This window comes from Actinobacillus equuli (genome assembly GCF_900636745.1).
Lineage (GTDB): Bacteria > Pseudomonadota > Gammaproteobacteria > Enterobacterales > Pasteurellaceae > Actinobacillus > Actinobacillus equuli.
The window spans coordinates 460972-479565 of the sequence record NZ_LR134310.1; the positions used below are offsets into that span (position 1 = coordinate 460972).

General features: G+C 40.6%; 15 protein-coding genes. 8 read left to right on the top strand and 7 right to left on the bottom strand.

What is annotated here, in order from left to right; all coding sequences use genetic code 11:
• Positions 1-19: 19 nt before the first annotated feature.
• From potC to potA, 3 genes are read right to left on the bottom strand one after another with little or no spacing between them, the layout of a single operon-like run.
• The gene (gene potC / locus EL121_RS02090; RefSeq protein WP_014991849.1) at positions 20-787 is read right to left on the bottom strand and encodes a spermidine/putrescine ABC transporter permease PotC; all 768 of its coding nucleotides are present in this window, start codon (positions 785-787) and stop codon (positions 20-22) included.
• Positions 787-1653 carry a spermidine/putrescine ABC transporter permease PotB gene (gene potB, locus EL121_RS02095; protein WP_039197325.1) on the bottom strand — a complete coding sequence of 289 codons (867 nt, stop codon included), beginning with the start codon at positions 1651-1653 and terminating at the stop codon, positions 787-789. The genes potC and potB overlap by 1 nt, the downstream gene beginning before the upstream one ends.
• Positions 1640-2755, bottom strand: coding sequence for a spermidine/putrescine ABC transporter ATP-binding protein PotA (gene potA / locus EL121_RS02100; protein ID WP_039197327.1), 1116 nt, complete (start codon positions 2753-2755; stop codon positions 1640-1642). The genes potB and potA overlap by 14 nt, the downstream gene beginning before the upstream one ends.
• Positions 2756-2955: 200 nt before the next feature.
• Between potA and EL121_RS11555 the strand changes: the two genes are divergently transcribed.
• Together EL121_RS11555 and rep are read left to right on the top strand one after the other, a co-directional pair.
• A complete protein-coding gene (locus EL121_RS11555) occupies positions 2956-3096 on the top strand; it encodes a hypothetical protein (protein WP_164997532.1) in 141 nt (46 codons plus the stop codon).
• A 96-nt stretch (positions 3097-3192) separates the two neighbouring features.
• On the top strand, positions 3193-5211 hold the full coding sequence (rep, locus tag EL121_RS02105; RefSeq protein ID WP_039197329.1) for a DNA helicase Rep: 2019 nt from the start codon (positions 3193-3195) through the stop codon (positions 5209-5211).
• An 88-nt stretch (positions 5212-5299) separates the two neighbouring features.
• Here the strand turns inward: rep and EL121_RS02110 are convergent, their stop codons facing one another.
• Both EL121_RS02110 and metK read right to left on the bottom strand, forming a co-directional pair.
• Positions 5300-6052 (bottom strand): TatD family hydrolase, encoded by a 753-nt coding sequence (locus tag EL121_RS02110; RefSeq protein ID WP_039197331.1) that lies wholly within the window; start codon positions 6050-6052, stop codon positions 5300-5302.
• A gap of 93 nt (positions 6053-6145) precedes the next feature.
• A complete protein-coding gene (metK, locus tag EL121_RS02115; protein ID WP_014991856.1) occupies positions 6146-7297 on the bottom strand; it encodes a methionine adenosyltransferase in 1152 nt (383 codons plus the stop codon).
• A 218-nt stretch (positions 7298-7515) separates the two neighbouring features.
• On the opposite strand from metK, the gene EL121_RS02120 reads away from it, so the two are divergent.
• The 5 genes from EL121_RS02120 to argE all read left to right on the top strand — a co-directional run bounded on the left by EL121_RS02120 (position 7516) and on the right by argE (position 13361).
• Positions 7516-8409 (top strand): homocysteine S-methyltransferase family protein, encoded by an 894-nt coding sequence (locus tag EL121_RS02120; RefSeq protein WP_039197333.1) that lies wholly within the window; start codon positions 7516-7518, stop codon positions 8407-8409.
• An 89-nt stretch (positions 8410-8498) separates the two neighbouring features.
• Positions 8499-9914: a basic amino acid/polyamine antiporter gene (locus EL121_RS02125; RefSeq protein WP_039197335.1), complete on the top strand. Its 1416-nt coding sequence runs from the start codon at positions 8499-8501 to the stop codon at positions 9912-9914.
• 96 nt (positions 9915-10010) lie between these two features.
• Positions 10011-11411 (top strand): basic amino acid/polyamine antiporter, encoded by a 1401-nt coding sequence (locus tag EL121_RS02130; protein ID WP_039197337.1) that lies wholly within the window; start codon positions 10011-10013, stop codon positions 11409-11411.
• A gap of 13 nt (positions 11412-11424) precedes the next feature.
• Entirely contained in the window at positions 11425-12204 is a 780-nt protein-coding gene (locus tag EL121_RS02135) for a hypothetical protein (protein WP_039197339.1), read from the top strand.
• A gap of 14 nt (positions 12205-12218) precedes the next feature.
• Positions 12219-13361 (top strand): acetylornithine deacetylase, encoded by a 1143-nt coding sequence (gene argE, locus EL121_RS02140; protein WP_039197340.1) that lies wholly within the window; start codon positions 12219-12221, stop codon positions 13359-13361.
• Positions 13362-13567: 206 nt separating this feature from the next.
• Here argE and EL121_RS02145 read toward each other — a convergent pair whose 3' ends face one another.
• The gene (locus EL121_RS02145) at positions 13568-14221 is read right to left on the bottom strand and encodes an OmpW/AlkL family protein (RefSeq protein WP_039197342.1); all 654 of its coding nucleotides are present in this window, start codon (positions 14219-14221) and stop codon (positions 13568-13570) included.
• Between the two features lie 263 nt (positions 14222-14484).
• Between EL121_RS02145 and clpB the strand changes: the two genes are divergently transcribed.
• A complete protein-coding gene (clpB, locus tag EL121_RS02150) occupies positions 14485-17058 on the top strand; it encodes an ATP-dependent chaperone ClpB (RefSeq protein WP_039197345.1) in 2574 nt (857 codons plus the stop codon).
• A gap of 80 nt (positions 17059-17138) precedes the next feature.
• On the opposite strand, the gene aspA is transcribed toward clpB, so the two are convergent.
• Positions 17139-18566: an aspartate ammonia-lyase gene (gene aspA / locus EL121_RS02155; protein ID WP_039197347.1), complete on the bottom strand. Its 1428-nt coding sequence runs from the start codon at positions 18564-18566 to the stop codon at positions 17139-17141.
• Positions 18567-18594: the final 28 nt, after the last annotated feature.

Consider the following 18594-nt stretch of genomic DNA (forward strand, 5'->3'; position numbering starts at 1 on the left):
CATTTTTAATCAAATTAAATTATGCTTTTTTTCTTACCACCAATTGGCTTAAGACCACTAATGTCAATGAGAAAATAATCATGATCGTTGCTAACGCATTGACTTCCGGCGTTACACCCGTTTTCACCAGCGAGAAGATTTTTAACGGTAATACTTCATAGCTTGGGCTGGTAACGAATGATGAAACTACTACGTCATCTAACGAAATAGTAAAGCTCAATAACCAACCGGAAATAATAGACGGTAATGCCAGCGGTAAAATAATTTTACGTAAAATCGTTACTTCACTTGCGCCTAAATCCTTCGCAGCTTCCAACATCTTACCGTCAAAATCGCTTAAACGAGATGAAATAGTAATCACCACATAAGGCAAACAGAAAGTAATATGCGCAATTAATAATGAAATAAAACCAAGTTGCACACCTAAAATCATAAATAGCACTAATAATGAAACAGCCATTACGATATCCGGTGACATCATGACGATAAACAGCAAACCGCCGACCATTTGCTTACCACGGAATTTATAGCGGTATAGCGCAATCGAAGTTAACGCACCTAAAATAGTTGAAAACGTTGCGGCAAAAAACGCAATCGTCAATGAATTCATGGTTGCGTGAACCAGCGTATCGTTTGCAAATAAACGCTCATACCAGTTCCAACTGAACCCTTTCCATTGTAAACCGTAACGGTCTGCATTAAATGAGTTTACCACCAAAATAATAATCGGAATATAAAGGTAGGCAAACACCACGAACATAAAAAAGTTTCTTAATGTCTTTTTCATTATTCAAGCTCCACCTTTTTATTTAATAATTTATTTGCACGGTAATAAACATATAACATTAATGCCATTAACACGGTAAGTGCGATACTTACTGCCGAACCTAATGCAAACTGGTTGGTATTTAAGAATAAGCTCTTAATAATGTTACCGATTAATGGTGTTTTACCGCCGCCTAATAAGTCAGCAACATAGAACATTCCCATTGCTGGTAATAATACTAATAAACAACCTGCTACAATCCCTGGCATTGTAAGCGGAATCGTTACACGCACAAAACGTTGGAACGCATTCGCACCTAAATCTTTTGCTGCCTCTAATAAACGACCGTCAATTTTCTCAATTGAAGAATAAAGCGGTAGAATCATAAACGGTAACAAGATATACACTAAACCGATGATAATCGCCAATTCAGAGTTTAATAAACGAAGCGGTTCGTCAATTAAACCGATAGCCAATAATGTTTCGTTTAATACGCCCTTCACGCCTAAGAAAATTTTAATACCGTAGATACGGATCAGCGAGTTTGTCCAAAATGGCAATACAACTAAGAACAATAGAATTGGGCGCAGTTTCGCCGGCATCTTCGCAATAATAAATGCAAACGGATAACCGATAATTAAACAGAAAAATGTTGCAATCGCAGACATTTTAAATGAGTTCCACAATACGGTTGCGTAAGTATCATTGAATAACTGTTTATATGCATCCAGACTAAATACGAAATCGACAAAGTATGCACTTTGGCGATTTTCAGTAAGAAAACTGATTAACAGAACCAATAAGTTCGGTACAAGTACAAAAAGTAACAACCAACCGAAGATAACTGAAACTGTTCCAGCTTGGAATTTGTTACTAGCAATCTTCATTATTGAGTACAACCTCCCAACCTTCGTGCCATGTTAATGCCACTTTCTGACCGACTTCGTGATCGATATTCGGATCATCTTCATTGAAGAATTCGCTTACTAATACGTTCATACCGTTATGATCTAACTGTACGCTTGACTCTAACGTCATACCTTTATAGTTACGATCGATAATATGACCGATAATCGCTTTTGAGCTTTCGTCTTCGTCTAATTCTTCGATAACGATATCTTCCGGACGTAAAAGCACTTTGAGTTGTTGATTTGGCGTCACATCCATATCTTCAACTTTAATATTACAAATACGACCTTCTACATTCGCTTTAACATTGCGAGCGTCAACACGTTCAATTACGGTTGCATCAAATACGTTGATTTCGCCGATAAAACGAGCCACGAATAAATTGCTCGGCTCTTCGTAAATTTCACGAGGCGTACCGTCTTGCGCAATTTTACCGCCGTTCATTACGATAATACGATCAGACATCGTTAATGCTTCTTCTTGATCGTGCGTAACGAAAATAAAGGTAATACCTAATTGGCGTTGTAATGCTTTTAACTCATTCTGCATTTCTTTACGCAGTTTATAGTCAAGCGCAGAAAGCGATTCATCAAGCAACAATACTTTCGGCTTATTCACTACCGCACGTGCGATGGCAATACGTTGTTGCTGACCACCTGAAAGCTGAGCCGGTTTTTGTTCCGCACGATCTTCTAAACGCACCATACGTAATGCTTCCATTACACGCGGCTTGATTTGCTCATTCGGCACTTTTTGCATACGTAAACCGAAAGCAACATTTTCAAAAATCGTCATATGCGGAAATAACGCATAGCTTTGGAAAACCGTATTTACAGGGCGTTGTTCAGCAGGAACGTTAGATACATCTTGACCATCAAGAATGATTGAACCTTCAGTCAAGTCTTCAAAACCTGCGATTAAACGTAATGCTGTTGTTTTACCACAGCCTGAAGGACCTAAAATAGTTAAAAATTCACCATCGTTAATGGTTAAATTTAAATCTTTAAGAATCGTTTTGCTACCATAGCTTTTAGTAACATTGCGTAGTTCGATGATTGGTTTTTGTTCTAACTTTTCCATCTACTTTTGTATTCCCCCTAGGGCATAAAATTAAAATGCAAAATCTGAATTATTTTCAGGGCGAGTGTGCGTAACTATACGCTAAAAACTAACTGTTAATGATATAGCGAACAGCTCAATTTTAAAAGCAAAAATTTGATTTTTAAGGCATTTATTTTAGACAAAAACCGTTTAACAAGCGGTCAAATTTTAAAATTTTTTTGCAAACGGTTGCTTCGGAAAATTTCGCTAAATATTATGGTTTCAATTTATCAGTTCACGGATTTAACTGCTGCACAAAACACCGCCTTATTGCCAATAATTTTCTTGCCGCACCATTAGCTACTCGTCTGCCGATTTAATAAAATTTTAAAGAAATTCGACCGCTTGTTGTCTTTCGGCTAGAATATCGCGGTTTAAAAAGTGGCTGAAAATAAAGTAAATAAAAAGTAGATAAAATGAAATTAAATGATCAACAACAACAAGCGGTGGAATATGTAAAAGGGGCTTGCCTTGTATTAGCCGGTGCAGGCTCAGGCAAAACGCGTGTCATTATTAATAAAATCGCCCATCTGATAGCTCATTGCGGTTACTCGCCAAAACAAATCGCAGCGGTAACCTTTACCAACAAAGCGGCACGTGAAATGCGTGAGCGTGTTGCGCATTCTATCGGTAAAGAAAACAGCAAAGGGCTAACCATTTCGACTTTCCACACGCTTGGTTTTGAAATTTTAAAACGTGAATACAAATTACTGGGTTTCAAATCTGGTATGACGTTGTTTGATGAACACGATCAACTTGCTTTACTCAAACATTTGTTACCGGAAAATGTCGCGGAAGATAAAGATTTACTCAAAACATTGATTTCTACCATTTCCAACTGGAAAAACGATCTGCTTTCACCCGAAATGGTATTAACTCGCGTGCGAGATGAGCGTGAACGTGTGTTTTCGCATTTTTATCAGCTCTACCAAAATCAGCTAAAAGCCTATAATGCGCTTGATTTTGACGATTTAATTATGCTACCGGTATTGCTGTTCCGCCAATTTCCGGAAGCAAAAGCCCGTTGGCAGCAGAAAGTCCGTTATTTACTGGTGGACGAATACCAAGATACCAATACCAGCCAATATGAGCTAATTAAATTATTGGTAGGCAATGAGGCAAATTTCACTGTGGTAGGTGATGACGACCAATCAATCTATTCATGGCGTGGCGCAAAACCGGAAAATATGCAGCGTTTGCGTGAAGATTTTGATTTGAAAGTGATTAAACTGGAGCAAAATTACCGTTCCAGCCAACGCATTTTGCACTGCGCCAATATTTTGATTGATAACAACGATCATATTTTCCAAAAACGATTATTTTCGAATTTAGGTGAAGGCGAAAAATTAAATGTTATCGAAGCCAAAAATGAAGAACATGAAGCGGAACGTATTGTCGGGGAATTGATTGCCCATCGTTTTTCCAACAAAACTAAATACAAAGATTATGCGATTTTATATCGTGGTAATCATCAGTCTCGCTTGCTGGAAAAATTGCTGATGCAAAACCGTATCCCCTACAAAATTTCCGGGGGAACGTCATTTTTCGCCCGTGCCGAAATTAAAGATATGATGGCTTACTTGCGTTTAGTGGTTAATCAAGACGATGATGCGGCGTTTTTACGTATCGTTAATACCCCGAAACGAGAAATTGGTGCGGTAACGTTGGAAAAATTAGGCTTACTTGCCAATGAAAAACAGGTCAGCTTGTTTGAAGCGATTTTCGATTTTGAATTGATTCAACGTCTGACACCCAAGCCCTATCAAGCATTGCAAGATTTTGCCCGTTGGATTGTCGAAATCGCCGACCAAGCGGAACGTTCCGATCCGATTGAAGCGGTAAAAGATTTATTGGCAAAAATTCAATACGAAGCCTATTTGTATGAAACGGCTACTTCGCCGAAAGCAGCTGAAATGCAAAGCCGTAACGTGCAAACGTTGTTTGAATGGGTGCAAGGTATGCTGGAAGGCGATGAAATCGAAGAACCGATGACGTTGGTGCAAGTGGTAAACCGCCTGACGTTGCGTGATATGTTAGAACGTGGTGAAGACGATGATGAAGCGGACCAAGTGCAATTAATGACGCTGCATGCTTCAAAAGGCCTGGAATTTCCGCACGTTTTCTTAGTTGGTATGGAAGAAGGCATTTTGCCGCATCAAACCAGTCTGGATGAGGATAATGTCGAGGAAGAACGCCGTCTTGCTTACGTGGGCATTACTCGAGCGCAACAAACTCTGACATTTTCACTCTGTAAAGAACGCCGCCAGTACGGTGAAATTATCAAACCGGAACCAAGTCGCTTCTTACTTGAATTACCACAAGACGATTTAGTTTGGGAAAGTGAAAAACCGAAAATGACCGAAGAACAGAAAGTCGAAAAAACTTCAGCCAATATCGCCAACCTAATGGCAATGCTAAAGGCGAATAAAAAGTAAGATCTTCCTCAAATAACAAGCGGTGTAATTTTTGCTAATTCTGCAAAAATTGCACCGTTTTTCTGTGCTGCACGGATATTCCGTTTTCTTATACTACCCCATATAACCGCTGATAATTCCGCCTAATTTGCGAGCGAATCACATTCTCTGGCTCATCTCTTAATTTCGCTAATTGCGCCAATATTGCTTGTAATTGCTGTGAAATACTCGCATTTTCCAAACTTTCGTGCTGCCACGGACTGTCAGTTTCAATTAATAAACGATCAAGCGGTAAGTTTTGGGCGATTTTTTGCGTTTTCGGATTCCATAAAATATCCGGTGTAACACTAGCGAAATAAGGGGTACGAAGAAAACGTTCAAATGAATCATCATCGGTTTTAAACCAATGGAAATGCGCATGTTGGATTTTGTATTCTTCCAGCAAATCCAGCATTATCGCTACATCATCATGCACGATATGCAAATTTAACGGTAAATTTAACCGCTTGCTTAACGCAACAAACTGTTCCAACAAGGCAAGATAGGGCTGATAATCCAGCTTAGGATTCTGTCTTTTTAGATAATACGGTAATCCCACTTCACCGATAGCGGTCAAATTCGCTCGATTTTTTACGATCCAATCAAATAACGCTTGTTGCTGTTTATCATCAATTAATACCTGTTCAGGATGAAATCCTGCCGCAATTTGGATTTTCGGAAATTTTTGTTTTAATGCTAATAACGTTTCCGCACTCATCAAATCGGTACTGACCGCCAATACGCCTTGCAACAAAGGATCGCTAACTATCTGTTCTACTTGGTTTACTTCAAGTTGGTCTAAATGAATATGGCTATCGAACATTCCGCTACTCCCTTTTCCACTACTTATAAATAATAAAAAAGCGGTGTAATTTTGCAAAATTTTTACAAAATCACACCGCTTGTTATTGCTTAATTATAAGCCTGCGCCTGCACGTAATGCTTCCGCTTTATCTGTTTGTTCCCATGGGAAGTGCTCACGACCGAAGTGACCGTAAGCTGCTGTTTCACGGTAGATCGGACGGATTAAATCTAACATTTTGATTAAGCCGTATGGGCGTAAATCAAAGTTTTGGTAGATTAATTTCACTAATGTTTCATTTGAAACTTTACCCGTGCCGAAAGTTTCCACCATGATTGATGTCGGATCCGCCACACCTATTGCATAAGAAAGTTGGATTTCACAACGATCCGCTAAACCTGCCGCCACGATATTTTTTGCTACATAACGTGCTGCGTATGCTGCCGAACGGTCAACTTTTGATGGGTCTTTACCGGAGAACGCACCGCCACCGTGACGAGCCGCACCACCGTAAGTATCTACGATAATTTTACGGCCGGTTAAACCACAGTCACCCATTGGACCGCCAATCACGAAACGACCGGTCGGGTTAATGAAATATTTGGTGTTTTGGCTTAACCATTCGCTTGGTAATACCGGCTTGATGATTTCTTCCATCACACCTTCCACTAAATCTTTTTGTGAAACGTGTTCAGCGTGTTGGGTTGAAAGCACCACCGCATCAATCCCTACGATTTTGTTATTTTCGTAAGCGAAAGTTAATTGGCTTTTCGCATCCGGACGTAACCAGTCTAATTTGCCTGATTTACGTACTTTAGCTTGTTGTTCCATTAAACGGTGAGCATAAGTAATCGGTGCCGGCATTAATACATCGGTTTCATTGGTTGCATAACCGAACATAATACCTTGGTCGCCCGCACCTTGCTCTAACGGATCCGCACGGTCAACACCTTGGTTAATATCCGGCGATTGTTTACCAATCGCATTTAATACCGCACAAGAATGCGCATCAAAGCCCATATCCGAATGGGTATAGCCGATGTCGCAGATCACTTGACGGGTTAAGTTTTCGATATCCACCCATGCAGAAGTGGTGATTTCACCGCCGACTAACGCCATACCGGTTTTTACATATGTTTCACACGCCACACGTGCTTTCGGGTCTTGTTTTAAAATTTCATCTAACACCGCATCCGAGATTTGGTCTGCAATTTTATCCGGATGTCCTTCTGATACTGATTCTGAAGTAAATAAATTAATCGCCATTGTAATTATCCTTTGGTCATACCTTTATATAGGCAGGAGCGTTGCTCCCTCACTAAAATTTACAAGCGGTCAAAAATCACAAAATATTTGCAAAATTCGACCGCTTATATTAAATTCTTTTGGAAGTTTTTCCATCTAGACGTCTATAATATATTTTTTGAACATCTAAGGCAAACTATTTTTCAACTTTACTTCTAAATGATTTTATAAGGCAAAATATGGCAATCACAATTTTAGACGGCGGTATGAGCCGTGAGTTAATGCGTTTGAACGCACCTTTTAAACAACCTGAATGGTCGGCTTTATCCCTTTATGAAAAACCGTCTGCGGTGCAACAAGTCCATGAAGATTTTATCGCAAACGGCGCAGAAGTGATTACGACCAATAGCTATGCGGTTGTGCCGTTTCATATCGGCGAACAACGTTTTAGTGTGGACGGTAAAATGCTTGCCGATTTAGCCGGTCGTTTGGCAAAACAAGCGGTTAAAAATAGCGGAAAATCTGCAAAAATTGCAGGCTCACTCCCTCCAATGTTCGGCTCTTACCGTGCTGATTTGATTCAGGTAGATCGCTTTGCTGAAATTGCCCAACCGATTATTGATGGGCTTGCGCCTTATGTGGATATTTGGTTATGCGAAACGCAAAGTGCGATTATCGAGCCGACTTCAATTAAGCCGTTATTACCGAAAGATGAGCGTCCGCTTTGGGTTTCGTTTACTTTAACCGATGATGAGCCGACACCTGAGCCGCAACTTCGTTCCGGCGAATCTGTTGCGCTTGCGATTGAAAAAATGGTGGAACTAGGCGTTAGTGCAATTTTATTTAACTGCTGTCAGCCTGAAGTGATTGAACAAGCCCTTGCGATCACGCAATCCATTCTAAAAGAAAAAAATGCGACACATATCCAAACCGGTGCGTATGCAAATGCGTTTGCTCCGCAGCCGAAAGATGCGACCGCCAACGACGGTTTAGACGAAGTGCGTAAAGATTTAGATCCGGAAGCCTATCTTGCGTGGGCGAAAAAATGGACGGCACAAGGTACAACCATTGTCGGCGGCTGTTGCGGTATCGGGATCGAATATATCAACACATTGGCTAAACATTTAAAATAACCGAATAAGCGGTCAAATTTGGTCATTTTTTGCAAAAAATCCACAAAATTCGACCGCTTGTATCAAGCACAACATCAATAAGGACAACTATGTCAAACAAAAAAATTGGGTTACTTTCTTTAACCGCTTTGGTGCTCAGTTCGATGATTGGTTCTGGGATTTTTAGTTTGCCGCAAAATATGGCGGCTGTTGCCGGCGGTGAAGCGTTAATTCTTGGCTGGGTGATTACCGGAATCGGAATTATTTTCCTTGGACTTTCTTTCTTCTTTATTTCTCGTTTACGTCCGGATTTAGACGGCGGTATTTATACTTATGCACGAGAGGGGTTCGGTGATCTCGTCGGTTTCCTATCCGCTTGGGGTTACTGGCTGTGTGCAACCATCGGGATTGTCGGCTATTTAGTGGTGGCATTTGAGGGAATCGGTTCATTTACCGATTCGGAATCGAATATTATTTTCGGGCAAGGCAATACGCTTGCGTCTTTTATCGGCGCTTCGATTATCGTGTGGTTAGTTCACGCTTTAGTAGCAAGCGGTGTAAAAGAAGCGGCAACAGTGAACTTGGTTGCAACTTTTGTGAAAGTTTTCCCGCTCGTGCTATTTATCGGTTTAGCAATTTGGTATTTCAAAGGCGAAACGTTTAACCAAGATTTACAAGGTACAACACTGAATAACAGCGTTTCGGAACAAGTTAAAAACACGATGTTAATTACCCTTTGGGTATTTACCGGTGTGGAAGGGGCTTCCGTGTTATCTGCTCACGCTAAAAAGAAAAGTGATGTGGGTTTGGCGACCGTACTTGGGATTCTGATCGCATTGGTTTTATATATTGCGATTACTGTGCTTTCACTGGGTATTTTACCGCGTGAAACCATTGCAGCGATGTCAAATCCGTCAATGGCGGGCTTATTAGAAACGATGATCGGTTCAAGCGGTAAAATTTTAATTACTTTTTGCTTAATTGTATCGGTGTTGGCTTCTTATGTGAGCTGGACGATGTATTCGGCGGAAGTACCTTATCGTGGTGCGAAAAACGGTGCATTCCCGAAAATTTTAGATAAATTGAATGCGAATGAAGTGCCGATTAATTCACTTTGGTTTACCGGTTTTGTGGTGCAATTCTGTTTATTCCTTGTGTTATTAACCGGTAAAAGCTACAACGCTTTATTATTAATTTCGACTTCAATGATCCTTGTACCTTATTTCCTAATCGGTGCATATTTATTAAAGCTGTCATTCCAACAAAATTCAGCATGGTATATTAAGTTAACCGGTTTTATCGCCTCTATTTACGGCTTATGGATTGTTTATGCGGCGGGTTTAGATTACTTATTATTATCAGTATTACTTTATGCACCCGGCATTGGCTTATTCCTTTACTCACGCTATCAACATCAAGGAAAAGCATTAAATCTCTCGGCTTTTGAGAAAATTTTATTAGTGCTTATCGGCTTCTTGTTTATTTGGGCGGTTTATAACAGTCTCACCAACGTTGATTGGGGCTAAAAAAGATAACATCCTCTAATGTTTCAACATTAGGGGATTTTTTATTTTTATGCTAAATTATGCAGTTTGTGTGAATAACAATTATAAGGACATTGCATGTCAAAAGGCAAAATCGGTCTCTTTTCTTTAACCGCATTAGTACTTAGCTCGATGATCGGTTCCGGTATTTTTAGCCTTCCGCAAAATATGGCGGAGGTTGCCGGTGCGCAAGCGCTATTGATCGGCTGGTTAATTACCGGTGTCGGTATCATTTTTTTAGGCTTATCTTTCTTCTTCCTTTCTCGTATTAAACCTGAGTTAGAGGGCGGCATTTACACCTACGCTCGTGAAGGGTTCGGTGATTTCGTCGGTGGCGTATCGGCTTGGGGTTACTGGCTCTGTACCGCAATAGGCAGCGTAGGCTACTTAGTTGTCGCTTTTGAAGGACTGGGGACTTTTGTTGACAGTGAAAGCCATACCATTTTTGGGCAAGGCAATACCGTTGCTTCCATTTTAGGTGCTTCGGCAATTGTTTGGTTAGTCCATCATCTGATAGCACGAGGCATCCGAGAAGCTGCATTTGTGAATTTAGTTGCGACAATTGTTAAAACTTTACCGCTATTCTTATTTATCGGCTTAGCGATTTGGTTCTTTTCACCTGAACAATTTGTACAAGATTTCAACGGCAGCAAATTGGGCGAAAATACCTTAGAACAAGTAAAAGGCACGATGCTGATCACGCTTTGGGTATTTGTCGGAGTAGAAGGTGCTTCGGTACTTTCCGCACACGCGAAAAAGAAAAGTGATGTCGGTTTAGCTACCATTCTAGGTATTTTGATTACCTTGGTTCTCTATGTGTCGATTACGGTATTATCGCTCGGTATTCTTCCTCGTGAAGTGATTGCCGAAATGCCGAACCCGTCTATGGCAGGTTTAATGGAACAAATGATGGGCGCTGGCGGTAAGATCATTATCACTTTCTGCTTGATTGTGTCGGTATTAGCTTCTTATATGAGCTGGACGATGTTTTCATCGGAAATTCCTTACCAAGCGGCAAAAACCAAAGTATTCCCGAAATTATTAAACCGTACCAATATTAATGGCACACCGATTGCCGGTTTATGGTTAACCAATATTACGATTCAAATTAGCCTGTTGCTTGTTTTGTTTACCGGCAAAGGCTACAGTATGCTAATTCAGCTTTCGACCACCATGATTTTGGTGCCTTATTTCTTAGTCGGCGCTTATTTATTCAAAGTGGCGATAAAACAAAACGAAGCATGGTATATCAAACTGACCGGTGCGATGGCGTCAATTTACGGTTTATGGATTGTTTATGCTGCGGGGTTAGACTACTTATTATTATCGGTTGTGCTATATATGCCGGGCGTTCTTTTATTTTTCCACGCACGTTATAAAAATACCGGTAAATTACAGCTAACTAAGTCGGAACTGTTATTGCTCGCTATTATTTTACTGCTATTTGTTGGAGCGATTTATACGCTTATCACTCAATAATTCAGGAACAGACATGAAAACAGACTTTGCAGGAAAAGCGGTCGCTTTTCTTCGAATTTTTGCAAATAAAATCGTTGAAATTTCACGTCAATTACAGGAATTCTTTCATAACGGATCATTTGGGGTTGCCGTTTATCCGTTTTTTATGCACCCGCTCATTCGTGGTAGTGGTCGTTTTGTTGTTATTTTATTAGCCGCTCTACTTTCATTTATGGGCGTGTTCTACCTGTTTGCCGAGTTTGTAGTTAACCTCTTTAGCGAATCATCACTCATCAGCTATATTCGACATACGGTGTTAGAGTTACTTATCCCTTTCGGCACGATTATTGATGGAAAAACCAATACCTTTTCACCGTTATCGCAAGTGATGAATGCCGTTTTTAGCTTGCAAGGATTAGCTTTTGTAATTGCATATCTTGCCGTGATCGTGCAGCTATCTCGCCGTAAATATTGGTTATTAGCGCTTATTTTTGCGGCTTTCTTTAGTATCGGAATGAGCCTAATCCCTTCATCACAAGCTAAAATAACTGCCGGAGGGCTACAAAATTTAGGGGCAAGCCTGACCTATTTATTCGGAAATCTAGCGATTCTTATGGCAGGTATTGATATTGTTAAACCCCAACTGTTATGGTTACGCAGATTTGCCCTACAAGCCGGTACAATCGGCGTGTTGTGTATTTTGGTAACGATTTTCCTTCCGAATATCCTTACCCCAATACTTGAACGAGTGGCTATCTATGCAATTATGATTTGGGAAGTTCTCGCCGGTCTAGCAATGTTAAAACGTAAATAAAAAGAGAAAATATTATGGCAAACACAAAATTTATCGAACGCTACCGCAATTTAATTGCGCTGCCGACTATTTCCAGTTTAGAAGCGACGGAAGATCAATCCAATAAGCAACTTATCGAATTACTGGCGACATGGCTTGCCGATTTCGGCTTTAAAACCGAGATTATCCGAGTGGAAGGCAGTCGTGATAAGTATAATTTATTAGCTACTTACGGCGAGGGTGAAGGCGGTTTATTATTAGCCGGACATACCGACACCGTGCCGTTTGACGAAGGTAAATGGACTTTTAACCCGTTCGTATTAACCGAACAAGACGGCAAATTCTACGGTTTAGGCACCGCGGATATGAAAGGCTTTTTTGCTTTTATTGTCGATGTGCTTAACCAAATTGATTTAAACAAATTAACCAAACCGTTACGTATTCTCGCTACAGCCGATGAAGAAACCACCATGCTTGGCGCGAGAACCTTCGCTCAACATACGCATATTCGCCCTGATTGTGCGATTATCGGCGAGCCGACTTCTTTAAAACCGATTCGTGCGCATAAAGGGCACGTTGGCGAAGCGGTCAGAATTACCGGCAAAAGCGGTCACTCAAGCGATCCGGATCGTGGCATTAATGCGATTGAATTAATGCACCAAGCAACCGGCTATCTGATGAATATGCGTAATCAGTTACGTGAAAAATATCACAACGATCTGTTTAAAGTGCCGTATCCAACGATGAATTTTGGCAATATTCATGGCGGAGATGCGATTAACCGTATTTGTGCCTGTTGTGAATTGCAATTCGATATGCGCCCATTGCCAAATCTACCGGTTGAAGATTTATATGCGATGGTCAATGAGAATTTAAAACCGATGTTGGAACAATACGGCGATCTGATTGAGATTCGTCACTTACATGACGGAATTCCCGGCTATGAGTGTGAACATTCCGCACAAGTGGTACAAGTGGTTGAAAAACTGTTAGGCGAAAAATGTGATGCGGTAAACTATTGTACCGAAGCGCCGTTTATCCAACAGCTTTGCCCTACACTGGTTTTAGGTCCGGGTTCCATTGAACAAGCTCACCAACCTGATGAATTTTTGGAAACGAAATTTATTGAACCGACCCGAGAATTACTCAGCAAACTGATTCATCATTTCTGCTTATAAAGCATAAAGAGAATGACCACTATCCAATTTGGTAAGCGGTCATTTTTGGTTAAAATTTTGCATATTTCTTCAAATATATCTATGCACTACCTATGCAGACATATCCATGCAAAATTCGGGCGCTTCCTTGCTCCTCTTCCAAGAATAGAGCAAACGGTTATTGTGTAGAGAGATAACTAAATAGCCGTTTGCTCACATTCTTTTTGTTAGAAGTTGATTCCAAAACCTGCAAATAATACAACTGGATCAAGTTTTAATTTCACTTCGTGTTTTGCACCTAATGCATCAAATTTTGCAGTTGTTTTAATACGTGTGTACCATGCAGCGGCATTAAAAGAAAGTTTATCGGTTAATTTCACATCCACACCAAGGTTTGCAACCGGTGCAAATGAATGTTTTTTCACTTCTAAATTGGTTACCGCTGCGTGAGTTGATTTCGCATTAAAGAAACGTGTGTAATTTAAACCCGCACCAACATACGGACGTACTGTCGAATCCGCATTAAAGAAATAATATTGTGCATATAAGCTTGGCGGTAATTGTTTCACAATCGCTACACGACCTAAACCAGATGCTGCGCCTAAAGCCGGTACATTTGCATTAATTTTATGTGAGAACGGTGTTGCACCTAATAACTCTACCGCAACATTATCGGTAAACATATAAGTTGCAGTTAAACCTAATTGTTGGTTATTTTTCACTTTTAAATCAACTTGAGTCGGCGTTTTAGTCGTTGATTCTGAATTTGCATTCACTCTTACCACACCGGCACGAACGACTACATCACCCGCTTGATGTGCCACTGCCGAACCTGCTAATAACGCCCCACTTAACATCACTGCCAACGCTACTTTTTTCATTTTGACCTCTAATTTGTTGTGATTGAAAATAAAAAGGTAACCAATCTGTTACCTTGATAACATTTTAAGAACAGTTCTGATAAGTTTTATTGACAAGAATCAAAAAAAACACAAAGTAATACCTATAACTGGGTATTTATTCCTTTTTTGTGATCTTTTTCACATTTTCACTTGAAATAAATTCGACTAGCTCCATTTATTAAAGCGTTGAAGCAAGTATAAATCTTGCTCGATACAGATTAATGAAATTTAGGAGTAAAAATATGAATTTCGAAAAATTTACTACCAAACTGCAAGAAGCCCTTGCAGAAGCACAATCATTAGCCATTGGAAAAGACAATAACTATATTGAACCTGCCCATTTACTGTATGCGTTAGTAAAACAGCAAGACGGATCTATTGCTCCACTATTTACCGCACTCAATGTACAACCACAACGCATATTGAGTGAATTGGAAGCGATTTTAAACCGCTTACCGACTGTATCCGGTGGCTCGACCCAACCGTCACAACAACTGATTCGCCTGTTAAATCAATGTGATAAATTGGCACAACAATTCGGCGACAGCTTTATTTCCTCGGAATTATTCGTGCTTGCCGCACTGGATGATAACGGCGATTTAGGTAAATTATTAAAACAATTTGGCTTAACTAAAGAGAAAGTACACAACGCAATCAGCCAAATTCGAGGAGGAGAAACAGTGAATAATCAAAACGCAGAAGAAACCAGACAAGCACTACAAAAATATACTATCGATCTTACCGAGCGTGCCAAAGCCGGTAAATTAGATCCGGTTATCGGACGTGATGAAGAAATCCGCCGTGCAGTACAAGTTCTACAACGCCGTACTAAAAATAACCCTGTATTAATCGGTGAACCCGGGGTGGGTAAAACTGCGATCGTAGAAGGCTTGGCACAGCGTATTGTTAATGGCGAAGTACCGGAAGGCTTAAAAAATAAACGTGTGCTTTCTCTTGATATGGGGGCATTAATTGCCGGTGCAAAATATCGTGGTGAATTTGAAGAACGTCTAAAAGCGGTACTCAATGAATTAGCCAAAGAAGAAGGTCAGGTTATCTTATTTATTGATGAAATTCACACAATGGTCGGTGCGGGTAAAACAGACGGTGCAATGGATGCCGGTAACTTACTCAAACCGTCTCTTGCTCGCGGCGAATTACATTGCGTTGGGGCAACTACGTTAGACGAATACCGCCAATATATCGAAAAAGATGCGGCACTTGAGCGCCGTTTCCAAAAAGTATTAGTGGATGAACCGACTGTAGAAGACACGATTGCGATTTTACGTGGCTTGAAAGAACGTTATGAAATCCACCATCACGTACAAATTACCGATCCGGCAATCGTGGCAGCGGCAACCCTTTCACATCGCTATATTTCTGATCGTCAGTTACCGGATAAAGCAATCGATTTAATTGATGAAGCGGCGTCCAGTTTACGTATGGAAATTGACTCTAAACCTGAGCCGTTAGATAAACTTGAACGCCGTATCATTCAGCTTAAATTGGAACGCCAAGCGTTACAAAAAGAGGAAGATGAAGCAAGCCGCCAACGTCTTGCAAAATTAGATGAAGAATTGACCGCTCGCGAACGTGAATATTCCGAATTGGAAGAAGTTTGGAAAGCGGAAAAATCTGCTCTTCTCGGCACGCAACATATCAAAACCGAGTTAGAAAATGCCCGTATTGAAATGGATCAGGCTCGCCGTGAAAGTAACTTCGAGAAAATGTCCGAATTGCAATACGGCAAAATCCCGGCATTGGAAAAACAACTTGCAGAAGTGGTAAAACGTGAGGAAGAAGGCGGTGAAAATCAGCTACTTCGTACCAAAGTAACCGATGAAGAAATTGCAGAAGTACTTTCTAAAGCGACCGGTATTCCGGTTTCCAAAATGATGGAAGGTGAGAAAGAAAAACTGTTACGTATGGAAGAAGTGTTACACAGCCGTGTCATCGGGCAAAATGAAGCGGTTGAAGCGGTAGCAAATGCAATTCGCCGTAGCCGTGCCGGATTATCTGATCCGAATCGTCCGATTGGTTCATTCTTATTCCTTGGCCCGACTGGGGTCGGTAAAACCGAACTTTGCAAAACCTTGGCGAATTTCCTCTTCGATGATCCTGATGCGATGGTACGTATCGATATGTCGGAATTTATGGAAAAACATAGCGTTTCTCGTTTAGTCGGCGCACCTCCGGGCTATGTCGGTTACGAAGAAGGCGGTTACTTAACCGAAGCGGTTCGACGCCGTCCATATTCGGTGGTGTTACTCGATGAAGTGGAAAAAGCACACCCTGATGTGTTTAATATCTTGCTTCAAGTGTTGGATGACGGTCGTTTAACCGATGGTCAAGGTCGTACCGTGGATTTCCGCAATACGGTAGTGATTATGACCTCGAACTTAGGTTCGCATTTAATCCAAGAAAATCCGGAATTAGATTATGTAGGAATGAAAGAAGTGGTAATGTCAGTGGTAGGACAACATTTCCGTCCTGAATTTATCAACCGTATTGATGAAACCGTGGTATTCCACCCACTTGGTCAAGAACATATTCGTGCGATTGCTCGTATTCAATTACAACGTTTAATTGCTCGTCTTGCGGAACGTGGCTACGAAGTAACGGTTACGGATGCGGCATTAGACCATATCGGCAAAGCGGGCTTTGACCCGTTATTCGGTGCAAGACCGCTCAAACGTGCAATTCAGCAAGAACTTGAAAATCCACTTGCACAACAGATCTTAAGTGGAAAATTATTACCGAACAGCCCTGTTGTTGTGGACTATCAAAATGATCAATTAAGCATTAGCAACAGCTAATCCTTTTATAAACAAGCGGTCGAATTTGCAGAAAATTTTGCAAATTCGACCGCTTGTCAGTTTATAAAACTAAGCTAAAACTACTCTTCTTCAGTAAATTTCGCCGCTTTATAAGTCGGGTTCATTAAGTTTTCAACTGAAAGAATATCGTCTAATTGCGCTTCAGTGAGTAAACCACGCTCTAATACCACTTCACGTACGCCTCTGCCGGTTGTCGCACAGATTTTACCAACAATATCACCGTTATGGTGACCGATAAATGGATTGAGGTAAGTGACGATACCGATTGAGTTAAACACGAAATTTTCACAGATTTCTTTATTTACCGTGATGCCGTCAATACATTTATCGCGTAAATTCACACAAGCGTTGGCAAGAATCTCGATAGATTCAAACATGGCTTGACCGATTACCGGTTCCATTACGTTTAATTGTAACTGACCAGCTTCTGCCGCAAAGGTGATTGTTGTATCGTTACCAATCACTTTAAAGCACACTTGGTTAACAACTTCCGGCACAACCGGGTTTACTTTCGCCGGCATAATTGAAGAACCTGCTTGTAATTCCGGTAAATTGATTTCATTTAAACCGGCACGTGGACCTGACGAAAGTAAACGTAAGTCGTTACATACTTTTGAAAGTTTCACTGCAGTACGTTTTAATGCACCATGAACCATCACATAAGCACCACAGTCTGAAGTCGCTTCAATTAAGTTTTCTGATAAAACACAAGGTAAACCGGTTACTTCCGATAAATGTTTAACCACTAACTCTGAATAACCTTCCGGTGTATTTAAACCGGTACCGATTGCTGTAGCGCCTAAATTCACTTCTAACAATAATTTAGCGGTACGTTTTAAATTACGTACTTCTTCTTCCAATAATACTGCAAAGGCTTTAAATTCTTGCCCTACAGTCATTGGTACCGCGTCTTGCAACTGAGTACGTCCCATTTTTAACACATCTTTAAATTCTTCCGCTTTCGCTTCGAAACCTTTTTGTAGGTAACGTACTTTTTTGATCAAATGCAAAATGCTGTTATATACCGCAATACGGAAACCGGTCGGATACGCATCATTGGTTGATTGGCTCGCATTCACGTGATCCATTGGGTTAATCACGTTATAGTCACCTTTTTGATGACCGAGTAACTCAAGTGCTAAGTTCGCCACCACTTCATTGGTATTCATATTTACCGATGTACCTGCTCCGCCTTGATAGACATCAGAAGGGAACTGATCCATACAGCGGCCTTTTACTAAGATCTCATCACAAGCTTCTACAATTGCTCTCGCGACTTTTTTCGGAATAGCTCCAAGCTCACCATTTGCTAATGCGGTTGCTTTTTTTACCATCACCATACCGCGCACAAATTCCGGTACATCTGAAATGGTATTTTTTGAAATATTAAAATTCTCAACCGCTCTTAGTGTGTGGATTCCCCAATAAGCATCGGCAGGAACTTCTCTTTCACCTAATAAATCCACTTCAACACGTACGTTATTCATATACTCACCTCAAAAAAATAAAAAAGAA

Excerpts from the sequence above, each read along its gene's own strand:
- aspA (WP_039197347.1), bottom strand. The coding sequence starts at position 18,566 with ATGAATAACGTACGTGTTGAAGTGGATTTATTAGGTGAAAGAGAAGTT.
- EL121_RS02110 (WP_039197331.1), bottom strand. The coding sequence starts at position 6,052 with ATGTTCGATAGCCATATTCATTTAGACCAACTTGAAGTAAACCAAGTA.
- potB (WP_039197325.1), bottom strand. The coding sequence starts at position 1,653 with ATGAAGATTGCTAGTAACAAATTCCAAGCTGGAACAGTTTCAGTTATC.
- clpB (WP_039197345.1), top strand. The coding sequence starts at position 14,485 with ATGAATTTCGAAAAATTTACTACCAAACTGCAAGAAGCCCTTGCAGAA.
- potA (WP_039197327.1), bottom strand. The coding sequence starts at position 2,755 with ATGGAAAAGTTAGAACAAAAACCAATCATCGAACTACGCAATGTTACT.
- EL121_RS02135 (WP_039197339.1), top strand. The coding sequence starts at position 11,425 with ATGAAAACAGACTTTGCAGGAAAAGCGGTCGCTTTTCTTCGAATTTTT.
- potC (WP_014991849.1), bottom strand. The coding sequence starts at position 787 with ATGAAAAAGACATTAAGAAACTTTTTTATGTTCGTGGTGTTTGCCTAC.
- EL121_RS02145 (WP_039197342.1), bottom strand. The coding sequence starts at position 14,221 with ATGAAAAAAGTAGCGTTGGCAGTGATGTTAAGTGGGGCGTTATTAGCA.
- argE (WP_039197340.1), top strand. The coding sequence starts at position 12,219 with ATGGCAAACACAAAATTTATCGAACGCTACCGCAATTTAATTGCGCTG.
- rep (WP_039197329.1), top strand. The coding sequence starts at position 3,193 with ATGAAATTAAATGATCAACAACAACAAGCGGTGGAATATGTAAAAGGG.
- EL121_RS02125 (WP_039197335.1), top strand. The coding sequence starts at position 8,499 with ATGTCAAACAAAAAAATTGGGTTACTTTCTTTAACCGCTTTGGTGCTC.
- metK (WP_014991856.1), bottom strand. The coding sequence starts at position 7,297 with ATGGCGATTAATTTATTTACTTCAGAATCAGTATCAGAAGGACATCCG.
- EL121_RS02130 (WP_039197337.1), top strand. The coding sequence starts at position 10,011 with ATGTCAAAAGGCAAAATCGGTCTCTTTTCTTTAACCGCATTAGTACTT.
- EL121_RS02120 (WP_039197333.1), top strand. The coding sequence starts at position 7,516 with ATGGCAATCACAATTTTAGACGGCGGTATGAGCCGTGAGTTAATGCGT.